The organism is uncultured Campylobacter sp., assembly GCF_938045345.1.
Lineage (GTDB): Bacteria > Campylobacterota > Campylobacteria > Campylobacterales > Campylobacteraceae > Campylobacter_B.
The window spans coordinates 1-10,849 of the sequence record NZ_CALIMS010000032.1; the positions used below are offsets into that span (position 1 = coordinate 1).

General features: G+C 43.1%; 16 protein-coding genes. 4 read left to right on the forward strand and 12 right to left on the reverse strand.

The features are described 5' to 3' along the window. The 3 genes from Q0144_RS05945 to nrfD all read left to right on the forward strand — a co-directional run. Positions 1 to 216 (forward strand): 4Fe-4S dicluster domain-containing protein (locus Q0144_RS05945; protein ID WP_366111344.1); only part of this gene is annotated, 216 nt, incomplete at its 5' end. Between the two features lie 10 nt (positions 217 to 226). Continuing rightward, complete coding sequence (locus Q0144_RS05950; RefSeq protein ID WP_298062544.1) at positions 227 to 874, forward strand: molecular chaperone TorD family protein; 648 nt, start codon at positions 227 to 229, stop codon at positions 872 to 874. Between the two features lie 2 nt (positions 875 to 876). Beyond that, entirely contained in the window at positions 877 to 1,764 is an 888-nt protein-coding gene (gene nrfD, locus Q0144_RS05955) for an NrfD/PsrC family molybdoenzyme membrane anchor subunit (RefSeq protein WP_298062546.1), read from the forward strand. Between the two features lie 41 nt (positions 1,765 to 1,805). Here the strand turns inward: nrfD and Q0144_RS05960 are convergent, their stop codons facing one another. The 9 genes from Q0144_RS05960 to Q0144_RS06000 all read right to left on the reverse strand — a co-directional run bounded on the left by Q0144_RS05960 (position 1,806) and on the right by Q0144_RS06000 (position 8,573). Then, entirely contained in the window at positions 1,806 to 2,930 is a 1,125-nt protein-coding gene (locus Q0144_RS05960; protein ID WP_298062549.1) for a DNA-processing protein DprA, read from the reverse strand. After that, positions 2,930 to 5,020: a RecQ family ATP-dependent DNA helicase gene (locus Q0144_RS05965; protein WP_298062551.1), complete on the reverse strand. Its 2,091-nt coding sequence runs from the start codon at positions 5,018 to 5,020 to the stop codon at positions 2,930 to 2,932. The genes Q0144_RS05960 and Q0144_RS05965 overlap by 1 nt, the downstream gene beginning before the upstream one ends. 168 nt (positions 5,021 to 5,188) lie before the next feature. Then, positions 5,189 to 6,079 carry a hypothetical protein gene (locus Q0144_RS05970; RefSeq protein WP_298062553.1) on the reverse strand — a complete coding sequence of 297 codons (891 nt, stop codon included), beginning with the start codon at positions 6,077 to 6,079 and terminating at the stop codon, positions 5,189 to 5,191. Positions 6,080 to 6,088: 9 nt separating this feature from the next. Continuing rightward, positions 6,089 to 6,844 carry a disulfide bond formation protein B gene (locus Q0144_RS05975; RefSeq protein WP_298062555.1) on the reverse strand — a complete coding sequence of 252 codons (756 nt, stop codon included), beginning with the start codon at positions 6,842 to 6,844 and terminating at the stop codon, positions 6,089 to 6,091. Between the two features lie 9 nt (positions 6,845 to 6,853). Next, on the reverse strand, positions 6,854 to 7,021 hold the full coding sequence (locus Q0144_RS05980; RefSeq protein ID WP_291938627.1) for a hypothetical protein: 168 nt from the start codon (positions 7,019 to 7,021) through the stop codon (positions 6,854 to 6,856). A 624-nt stretch (positions 7,022 to 7,645) separates the two neighbouring features. After that, entirely contained in the window at positions 7,646 to 7,945 is a 300-nt protein-coding gene (locus Q0144_RS05985; RefSeq protein WP_298062556.1) for an AraC family transcriptional regulator, read from the reverse strand. Further along, positions 7,932 to 8,135, reverse strand: a complete 204-nt coding sequence (locus tag Q0144_RS05990) for an AraC family transcriptional regulator N-terminal domain-containing protein (RefSeq protein ID WP_298062558.1) — start codon at positions 8,133 to 8,135, stop codon at positions 7,932 to 7,934. The genes Q0144_RS05985 and Q0144_RS05990 overlap by 14 nt, the downstream gene beginning before the upstream one ends. Beyond that, positions 8,132 to 8,371, reverse strand: a complete 240-nt coding sequence (locus tag Q0144_RS05995; protein WP_298062560.1) for an AraC family transcriptional regulator N-terminal domain-containing protein — start codon at positions 8,369 to 8,371, stop codon at positions 8,132 to 8,134. Before Q0144_RS05995 ends, Q0144_RS05990 begins: the two co-directional genes overlap by 4 nt. Positions 8,372 to 8,378: 7 nt before the next feature. Continuing rightward, positions 8,379 to 8,573, reverse strand: a complete 195-nt coding sequence (locus tag Q0144_RS06000) for a hypothetical protein (RefSeq protein ID WP_298062562.1) — start codon at positions 8,571 to 8,573, stop codon at positions 8,379 to 8,381. A 76-nt stretch (positions 8,574 to 8,649) separates the two neighbouring features. Here Q0144_RS06000 and Q0144_RS06005 point away from each other — a divergent pair, with 76 nt between their 5' ends. Next, a complete protein-coding gene (locus Q0144_RS06005) occupies positions 8,650 to 9,795 on the forward strand; it encodes an iron-containing alcohol dehydrogenase (RefSeq protein WP_298062564.1) in 1,146 nt (381 codons plus the stop codon). 460 nt (positions 9,796 to 10,255) lie between these two features. On the opposite strand, the gene Q0144_RS06010 is transcribed toward Q0144_RS06005, so the two are convergent. The 3 genes from Q0144_RS06010 to Q0144_RS06020 all read right to left on the reverse strand — a co-directional run. Continuing rightward, the gene (locus Q0144_RS06010; protein WP_298062566.1) at positions 10,256 to 10,396 is read right to left on the reverse strand and encodes a hypothetical protein; all 141 of its coding nucleotides are present in this window, start codon (positions 10,394 to 10,396) and stop codon (positions 10,256 to 10,258) included. Between the two features lie 12 nt (positions 10,397 to 10,408). Next, a complete protein-coding gene (locus tag Q0144_RS06015; RefSeq protein WP_298062568.1) occupies positions 10,409 to 10,612 on the reverse strand; it encodes a hypothetical protein in 204 nt (67 codons plus the stop codon). A gap of 44 nt (positions 10,613 to 10,656) precedes the next feature. Continuing rightward, on the reverse strand, positions 10,657 to 10,849 hold a 193-nt coding region (locus Q0144_RS06020), incomplete at its 5' end, for an AIR synthase-related protein (protein WP_298062570.1).

The following is a 10,849-nucleotide window of genomic DNA, read 5'->3' on the forward strand; positions in this document are numbered from 1 at the left end:
AAAGCGCAAAAATGCAACCTCTGCGCCGAGAAGCTCGAGCGCGGCGAGGAGCCTGCGTGCGTAGCGGGCTGTCCTTGCGACGTGCTAAAGCTGGTCGATAGCGACGTGAGCGATAGCGCGGGGATGGAGAAAGAGATGCCAGGCTTTAAACGCTTTTTTACGAAGCCGAATATCCGCTTCTATCCTCGCATGAAGCGCAACGAGGTTATCCACTAAGGATAAAAAGATGCGTAATTTAAAGCAGAGCCTTTGCGTCGAGGACTTTTTGAGGCAGGTATTTTTGGTGCCTCTTACCGGTGAAAATTTGGACGAGCTTTTAAATTTGACGCAGGATTTTGCGCCTAAGCTTAAAGAACATAAATTTATCCTCGAATTTGCCGAATGCAAAAGCGAGCCAAGCTTAATCGATGAAATTCGCTACGAATTCAATAGGCTCTTCGTAGGTCCTAAGCGCCCCAAAGCCGAGCCTTACGAGTCGGTGTATTTCGACTATCAAACGATGTTCGGGGCAAAGACGATGCAGGTGCGAAGCTTTTACGAGAGCTCTGGGCTAAAGCTCGAGGATGCGCAGCTTGATAAATTTCCCGACGATTTCATCGGGTACGAGCTACAATATCTTTATTTTCTAAGTTTTAGCGCGCTAAAGGCGGAGGATGAGGCTAAATTTAACGAAATTTTGCGTAAAAAGGCGGAATTTATTGCTGCTCATCCGTCGCAGTGGTTTTGCAAATTTGCCGCTCGCTGCGACGAGCACGCAAATTTAGACGTTTGGAAGAACTTCGGGGGCTTTTTAAATCTCTACTTAAATAGCGAGATGGATGCGCTTAAAAGTGCGCTAAAAGACCCTGAAATTTTTAAAAATTTAAAGGAATGACAATGGTACAGACGACTTGGGGATGGCTCATAGTCATCTATCTATTTTTAGGCGGTTTAGGCGCCGGGGCATTTTTGTGCTCGGCTTTGGCCTACAAGGGCTTTTTGGGCTCATTAAACGAGAGGTTTTATAAATTCGGCTTTCTGCTAGCACCAGTAGCGGTAATAATAGGAACTGCACTTTTGCTATTTGATCTGGCGCCGAGCGCTACGATAAATCCTCTTAAAATTTTACAGCTCTACACGCGTCCGGTTTCGATGATGAGCATAGGTACGTATCTGCTTACGTTTTTTATAGTAATCAGCGTTTTGGTGCTTTTGCAGATCAAAAAGAGCGGTAAAATTTGCGATATGATGCTCACGCTCGGAGCTATTTTGGCGCTTGGAGTGATGGGATATACGGGGCTACTGCTTTACGTCGTAAAGGCGATCCCGCTTTGGGATAGCGTGTGGCTACCGATTTTATTTACGATCTCTGCGATCTCCACGGGGCTTAGCGCAAACGCAGCCGCTACGCTAAATGCCGGGCACGGACTAAGCCACTGCGCGCATAAATTTCACGTCGTGTTAGTTGCGCTTGAGATCGTTGCGGTGCTAGCGCTATTTGCTAGCGTAAAAAGCGAGGCTGCGGGTATGGCTAGCGTAACCAAGATAGTCAGCGGCTCGCTTGCGCCGATGTTTTGGATAGGCTTTGTCGTGTTTGGGCTTGCTTTGCCGCTGTTAGGCGGAAGCAAATTTATGCTTCGCAGCTACAGCGTAAATGCGGACGGCAACGTCTGCGCGCACGGCGGCGAGGAGATAAAAAGCTGTGTTTATAACGAATACGGCGTGCTTGTGGGCGGCTTCTGCCTAAGGGCGTTTATCGTGCTCGGCGCGGTCTATATATTTTAACTCCTCCTTTCTGATACTGGTCGGGCACCCGCCCGACCTTTTTATAATCCTATCAGCTTTACTGTTTTACTAAAGCGTAAAGGGCGATTTTTGTGTTTTTCAATATTGCCTGATTTCAATAATTTTTCTATTGCATTTTTTACAAGTTTTGAAGGCTCATTTATATCTTTTGATATCTCGTCTATCGTCATTTTTTTACCATTGATTAATTTTAAAATTTTTTCTTCTATTGTTTCATCAGTAGTCAGATCTTTTTGCTTATAATCCAATAAATACTCTATATCATTTAAATTTGGCAATTCAATCCCGCCCATAGCAAGCAATTTAGAATTTCCAGCCATTGCATCATCATTCTTTTTTACAAAAAGATCCGTCCATTTATTTTTTAAATTTTCTTTTGCACCCTCCCATGTTCCACCTTTTAAGCCGGAGTGGATTACCACGGAGCTTTTTGCCAATACATAGATGTATTTGTTTCTTCCCATGGCATTGCCTGCATTAAATTTTGCATCTGGATAATACGGGCTTATAAGAGTTAAATTATTATTTTGTATAGCTTCTCTATATTTTTTAGATAAGACTTTTTGCGCTAACGTGTCCGAAACGATTCCAATAGTAGTACCATCAGCCTCAATAGAGCCAAACATCGAAGATTCATCTATTCCTCTTGCTCCTCCAGAGACTACACTATATCCGCACAAAGCAATTTTTTTTCCAAGCTGAAATGCAAATTCCAAATCATCTATTGAAGCATCTCGCGATCCAACAATGGCAATACTTTTAGTATTTAATATCTTCTTGTCTCCAGCGCCATATAAAATAGGCGGAGATTTTTGCCCCAACTTCCTTTTAAGTACTATTGGGTATTCTTCGTCTGCTCTCGTTATAACCCATATTCCGAAATTTTGCCATTTTTGCAATGATAATGCCATAGCATTTCCTCTATCAAGCAAAGATAAAATTCTATCTTGTATAATTTTCGAGCCTTCGTATTCTTTCAAAATATCAATATTATTTGTTGCTAAAAGATCTGCTGGCGTCATATTGTATTTTAAAAGCCAGGTCGCTAAATTAGAGTATTCGGTTATAGTAAGAGGTTTATCGTTTTTATTAAAGTAGGCCGTAAGCAGTATGATTGCCTGAGAATTTAAGCTTAGTTGTTTCATTATAATTTTCCTGTTGTTGAAAGCGCAGCAGGAAATACATTCCCGCAGCCTTTTTGTTTTAAGAGCATGGCAGCTACTGTTATAGTCCACCCGGAGTCGATAATATCGTCTATTAACAATACTGGTTTATTTGGAATACCATTACCTACTTCAAAAACACCATCGAGATTTTTTGCCTGATGATAGGAGTTGTTCATCATTTTTTGAGCTTGATTTGGTTTTATTTTTTTTATAGCTTGTATGAAAGGTAAATTTAGTTTATTGGCAACCTTTTGTGCAAATTCTGGAACCAAAACTGGATGCTTTAGTGATGGAATGCATGTAACCCAAGAAAAGTTTTGATTCCAATCATGAACCATTTCAACAAATGCATTAACTAACTCATCTGAAAATTTTCCGTTATGCTTATTTTCAGCAACAATTCTTCCCCAGCCTGCGTCTTCCCATCTGGACAAAATACGCCCATTTTCTGCTCTTAATACTTCGGGAATTTTTCCTCTTATTCCATAAGTGCTTAATGCGTCAGTTCTTACTTGTTTTTTAGGAGTAAAATCTATATATTTTTTTCTTAAAAATTCTGCTACCTTTAAACCTATATCAGTAGAAAAATCACTACCTATCGGCTGTAAACAGTTGGCGCATTTTCCACATTTTTGAGGACTTGGATCATTTAGTGCTTTTTGCAAAAACGACATTAAGCACTCTTCGGTGTCTAAATATTTTTGAATTTCATCCCATTCCGAGTGTCTTATTTCTAAAATTTTATTAATTTTTTCTTCATCATAAAAATACTTATTTAGTGTCCTAAACCATTTTGAATTTCTTTTTATCACTGGTGACATTGGTTCGACACTAAGATATTTTAGAGTTTTTTCGACTTCGCCTTGAGTAAGATTGAGTTCCTTTTGGATTTCAACTATAGATAAACCCATGCTGCTTCTTTCCAAACATTCTAATATCAAATCAATATTTTCCTTGGTTGGAAAAGATGATCTTCTGAAAAAATCATGTATATCATCATCCTCGTGTCCGCTTAATAAGATCCCATATGCATTGTCAATCCCTCTACCTGCACGACCTACTTGTTGGTAATAGCCGATAATAGACCCTGGCGCTTGATAGTGTATTACAAACCCTATATCGCTCTTATCAAAGCCCATTCCAAGTGCCGATGTGGCCACTAGAACTTTTACATTATTATTAATAAGTTGATCTTCTAAAAACTCCCTATAGGCATCGCTAGTTTCAAATTTATCATTGGTAACATCACTAAAATAAGGACTTGCTGATATATTATTCTCATTAAGCCAGTCTGAAACGATCTTTGCATCTCTTTGAGTTAAAACATATACTATACCAGAACCTTTAAATAAAGGAATATATTTTGCAAGCCAAGCTAACCTATAAGACGGATGTGGTAGTCTTATATTGTGCAGGCTAAGACTCTCTCTTTTTAAATCACCCCTCATTATTAAAATACCGTTAATTTGACTTTTGATATCTTCAATAACCCTGTCATTTGCAGTAGCGGTTGTGGCTAGAATGGGAGTATTTTCAGGAATTTGCTTTAGTATATTTACAATTCTTTTATAGTCTGGTCTAAAATCGTGGCCCCAGTCGCTAATACAATGTGCTTCATCAATAACAAACAATCCAATATTTCCTGAAATTGGCTCTAAAATATTTTGCATAAAATCTTCGTTAGCTAGTCTTTCTGGAGAAATAAGGAGTGCATCTATCTTATCGCTTAAAATGCTACTTTTTACCTCATTCCAGTGGTCTATATTTGATGAATTTATTGTTGCAATATTGAGCCCCAATTTCTTTGCTGACTCTATCTGATTTCTCATTAGCGCTAGCAGTGGAGATATGATTATAGTTAATCCATAACCACATTGCCTTAAAAATTTTGTGGAAATAAAATATACAATACTTTTTCCCCATCCTGTTTTTTGTACAACCAAAACTTTTTTTCTTTTGTTAACAACGGCATCAATAGCTTCATATTGACCTTCTCTAAAAGAGATATTTTTATTTAACAAAGACTTTCTTAAAAATTCTAATGCCATATTTTTAGTTAATATATCCACGTCAACTATCCTTCTGGTAAATTTTTATAATAGACTAAAATTGATATTATTGTAGTAAAACGCCCAAAAAATTTATATACAAACGCCCATTTGTTATGTAAAATTTTCCCTTTTTATAGCTTTAATTTCGCTTAATTTTAGTCTTATGAAATAAAAGCTGCATATAATTCACCTCTCGAAAATAAAAATTTTATTCGTTCCGTTTTCTCTAGACGCGACGTAAAATTTTCCATCCTTGATAGCTAGCGCATGCGCGTCGTTTGCGCCTTCAAAGCTATAAACCTCCGCGATCTTTCTGCTACGCGGATCGAGTTTTAGGATGCTTGAGTATTGCTTTGAAAGCAGATAAATAAACTCGCCTTGCGCGTCCATGCCCGTGACGTAGTAGTCGCTTATGTCTCTGCCATCTTTTACGCCGAGGACTTCATCGAAACTCGGCACGAATTCGCTCGAGAGTAGATTATCGGCGTCGCTAAAGCTCGCCATACTCCAGCTTTGCTTGATATCATCAGGCACGCTCGCGATGAAAAACTCTCCGTAAAAGTCCGAGTGATCCCAGCTTAGGATATACTGTTGTTTGGCGCGTACGGTGGAGTAGCGATCTTTGAAATCAAGCGTGAAATTTTCGTATCCATCGTGCAGATAGCGCCACGCCTTGTTTGCTTCCTCTTTGCTTTGGTTCGGTGCGGGCTTGAAAAACTCATAGGTTTTATTATAGCTTATGAGCCCTACCGAGCCTTTAAAAAAGCTCGCTGCAACGGTCTTTTCCATCTGTATTATCCAATCGGGCGTGCTTCGTAGATAGCTTTTTACGGTTTTTAGCTCGCCGTCCATTTCGTAGAGCTCGAATTTTAGCGTGCCGACCAAAAAGCTTCCGCTTGCCGCGTCGTAGTCAAGCCCTGTGACGGGATTATTGTTGTTTAAATTTAGCGTTATCTCGCCGCTTTTGCGTAGCGGCGTTAAATTTGTCACTGCGCCGTCCGCAGGATTTAGATTAAATTCGCCGCCCAGCGCCGCCAGTGCGGCGCACAAAAGGGTTAAAGTTAAAATTTTTCTCATATCGCGACCTCATTTCGGTAAATTCGGTAGTTTTGGATTCCAGCTTTCGCGGAAGTCAATTTCGGTCTCCCCCCAGTGATCAAGCTCCCAAAACCACTTTGACGGATCGACGCTCATGCGCGAAGGCGTCGCGGAGGCTAGATAGGGCGGAGGACCTGCCGTGATGAAAGCCTGAACGCAGTTAAAAGCCATAATGATCGCAAAGACCGCAACTGCAACTTTGCCTAGCGCAAATTTGGGTAAAACCACGCCGTATGCGCCCTCTTCGCTTTTTTGCATTATTTTACCTACGTTTTTGCCTAGCAGCAAAATCACGCCCAAAAATATAATGACGCAAAAATGCACCACTACGACCCAAAACTGCGTGTGCGCGCCTAAAATTTCAAGCCCGAAGCCCTGCTTTATGTCGAGGTATCCTCCGCCCGTGCCGTCTAGGCTGTAATGCAAAAAGCCGTCGTATAGCCCAAGGCATGCTAAAAAGAGGATTGCGGCTAGGTATTTGACAGTAAATCCGTATCTAACGATCAGCAAAGCCACGAATGAGATCGCTACCATGCAAAATCTCTCGTGCCAGCACATGATGCAGGGACTATCGCCCATACCAAAGCCCAAAACAAGGCATGCGATACCTACGGGCAAAGCGATGAGAGCGAGTGCCGCGAGGGCGAAAAGATTGAAAAATCGCTTTTCATCTTCGCCCCAGCCTGCAGAAATCTCGGCGCCGCGAATGAGGCTTTGAGACATTTTATCTTGCATACTTTCCATCGCTCGCTCCTAAAAATTTCCCATAGGCACGACGGCAAATTTATTCACCCACGCCATCATGATGACGAGTATAGCGATACCCGCGATACCAAAGCCCATAACTGCGCGCTTTTTCTCAGGTCTAAACCACAACAAAAGGCCCGCGACGAAAAACATCAGAACCATTAAAAATTCCATATTTTCTCCTTTCTTACTGAAATTTAATATCGTAAAAATATTACTATTTTGCTTATTAGACGCATATTAAAAATTGTGTTTTTATCAGTGTAAATAAATTTTTTATGAAATTTTATGATACTAAAATAGCTATTTTTAAGAATGTTTTTTCTGTTTCAGCTTGATTTGAATTTATTTAAGGCTTTTCGATTGATCTGATTCTGCTTGTGCAGGTCGCGTGATAAAACGCCACAGGATTGAAATTATAAAATTAGCAAGAAGATGGGCAATGACTTCTAGCGTAGCAGCAAGCAAGCAGGGGGCAGTTATCGTTACGGTATAGGCGCGCTTTCTTGTAGTGTGATACCCCCCCCCTTTTTTTTTGTTTTTACAGTGTGTTGCCATACTGCACGCAACTATTCTCTTGTGTCTTGGTTGACCCTCTTATGGCGTGCCTATTCTTCTACCGGGCGTTCGTTTTTGTCGTGGATGCTAGCTCGCTGATCACAAGCGATATTTTCCTATTAAGTTTATATTGATCACGGATACTACTTTATTGCGTAGTTATTTTGGCTTACGCTCGACATAAAATTTTTAAGATTGCCGAAGCTCATCCAAACCGACCGTTTTAATTTTACCCGCTTCTTAGTCTCGAAGCGTCTGCGCGTGAGCTTTAGGTGGCATGCCAAACATCCTCGCGTACTCCCTGCTGAATTGCGACGGGCTTTCGTATCCGACGTCAAAGGCCGCTTGAGAAGCCGTGCTATCGCTGTTTTGCAAGATATATCTAGCTTCCTGCAGTCTAATGCGCTTTTGAAAATCAAGTGGGCTTAGCGCGGTAATTTTTTTGAAATTATGGTAAAACGACGACGGACTAATGCCGAGCTCGGCCGCCAACTCGCGCATGTTGATCGGCTCTTTGAAGCGGATTTTAATTTCCCTCATTGCGCGCGCGATGGAGTTTTTCCGCCGTACCCTGCATAACGAAGCGACTCAGGAATTCTCCCACGCCGCTTAAGATCAGCATGTATAAAATTTCCTTTATTGCCAAACGCCCGACGTGCTTTAGGCTCGCAGGCTCCCGCCGTAGCAAAGAGATGAGCCTAGAAACGGCGTCCGCGATCTCGTAGCTCATATGCCGAAATATAGGCTGCTTTCAAGTCTGCCAGCGCGGCTCTGCCCCTCTATCACCTTTAGCGCTTCAAGAATGTCCTCGCTTTGAAATTTAATGCTTACCGATAGAAACGGGCAGTGCTCTACTCGCCCCAAAAGCGGCAGGTCGTTTGCGCAAAGTAGGAATTTTTGCGTATCGTAGCGATACTGCTTGCCGCTAAATTCCACCATTTTACCGCCGCGCAGGCGCAAGCACACGCTGGGTTCATAGATCGTCGCGATGAAGTCCGAAGGCTTTCTGACGGTAGAAGCTAAGCACCTTTATAGGCGTCTGAACGTGTCCGTAGGTGGGATATAGCTCGTCCGCGATCTTTGCGGCGTCTTTTAAAATTTTATCTACTTCGTTTATGCTCTCCTTTAAATTTACTCGGGTTATATTTAAATTTACACGATTAGGCAAGGAATTTGAACCATCGTGCTACCGCAAAATTTTAAAAAAGGCTATAATTTAGCCAACTTTGTTTAAAGGAGAGAAGATGACAAATTTTAGTTTTTGCAACCCCGTGAGGATAGAATTTGGCAAGGGTAAAGAGGAGCATATCGGGCAGTATATGAAGGAAGCGGGCGCGAAAAAAGCTCTCGTACTATACGGCAGCGAGCGCGTGCGAAAGAGCGGTCTGATGGGCGTCGTGGAGAGCAGCTTAAAGGCAAGCGGTATAGAATTTACGCAGCTTGGCGGCATAAAATCAAATCCCGTACTAAGCAAAGTAAACGAAGCGATCGGGCTTGCTAAGGAATTTGGCGCCGATAGCGTGCTTGCTGTGGGCGGCGGAAGCGTGCTGGACTCGGCGAAAGCCGTAGCCGCGGGCGCCTGCTGCGAGGGCAATGTGTGGGATTTTTTCACCGGCAAAAGTCCGAGTGTCGCGCTTAAAATTTTTGATATCATCACCCTCGCCGCGACGGGCTCAGAGATGAACTGCGGCGGAGTGGTGACCAAGGAGCAGACCAGGCAAAAATACCCGATCAGCGCGCCGTGTCTATACCCGAAAGTCTCGGTCATAAACCCGCAGCTGCAAGCAACCGTCAGCCGCGAGTATCTCGTATATAGCGCGAGCGACATCATCGCCCACAGCATCGAGGGGTATTTTACCGCTAGCGTCCATCCGGACATCGTGCGAGCCTATATCGAAGCCAACATCAAAACCGTCATCCGCACGACTGAAATCCTGCTCGCAGATCCGAGCGATTACGATTCGCGCGCCGAGTTTGCGTGGGCCGCGACAATGGCATTAAATGGACTAACCTACGTGGGCGTGGGTGGCTTCGGCTATCCGAACCATATGATCGAGCATGCGATGAGCGCGGTTGTGGACTGCGCGCATGGAGCCGGTCTTAGCGTGGTAATGCCTGCGTGGATGAGGTGGTATAAGGATAGAAATTTAAGCGCGTTTGAGCGTTTCGCTCGTGAAATTTTCGGCCTTAAAAGTGCGAATGAAGGCATTACAGCACTTAAAGCGTGGTTTGATAAGATCGGCACGCCGACTAATCTCGCGCAGCTTGGCATCGAAGGTAAGGTACTAGATGAGGTCATAGACGTAGCCGCGACAAACGCCAAAGCGTGGAATATGTCGGAGCTCTACAGCCGCGAAAATATCGCTAAAATTTTAGATTTTGCAAAATAAGGCGCGAGCGCATAGATAAAATTTTAAATTTAAAAAGGTGATCGTCTCTTCTTAAAAGAACAAGCGATAGTGTGGGCGCACTAGCGATCGCCTTTCCAAAAAAGCAAACGGCGGCGTGGATCGCTAGATGATCGTCCGTATCCCTTAAGTCTGCGGCGCTTGCCGCAAGAGGGCAGCAGCGATAGGCAGTGTGCCTGATTTAAAGTGGAAGCGGCCACAGATCGAGCGTGGAATTTGGCTATGGTCTGGCAGGGTAAATTTTTGTCGCATAATATTCGCATTGAATTCGATGTGCAAATCCCGCAATAAATTTTACTACGGCGAGGAGGTTTTGTTGCGTTTGATAGCTTTATTTAACCACCTTTATCCTGTGCGCTATCTAAAATTCGCTCTTAAATTTTAATCTCGGCTTTATATTTATAATCGCAAAGATTGTTTTTGCGTGCTGCTGCGCATAAATTTATCCCTCGATGCTGAGCGGATCGCCGAAAATTTCTTTGCAATACTGAATGAAGCGTTTGGGAATTTTGACGCCGCTGATATCCACAGTGATGATGCTGTCTTGGACTTCAAAAACGATAAGCTCGCTAGTGATTTTCACAGCCTTCAGCCGTTATAGCACACGTCGCCTACACTTAGCGTATAGGCCGTTATGCGGTGCGTCTGCGTCCTCGTACCGTCCGAGCTTGATCGGTCTTTGGAAAAGCAGATAGTTTTTATAGTCGTACCTGTCGTCCGCAAGGCCTATCATATAATAATTCTCGGCGCTGTTTTTGGAGGCGACCGCAATACCTGCTTTAAAATTTAGTCTAAACATAAACTCTGCTTTGACAAAAAGCGGCAAATTTTACCGCTTCAAATTTACACGAGCTGTACGCCCCCGCCTTTTACGACCTCGCCGATGACGTAGCCGCCCGAGTTAGCGAGCACGAAGTCCGCGTTTTGCTTCGGGGCTACGACGATCATACCAACGCCCATATTAAACGTCCTCATCATCTCGGCAGGCTCCACCTTTTGCGCGATGATTTTAAAGATTTCAGGCGTGCGGATCGCG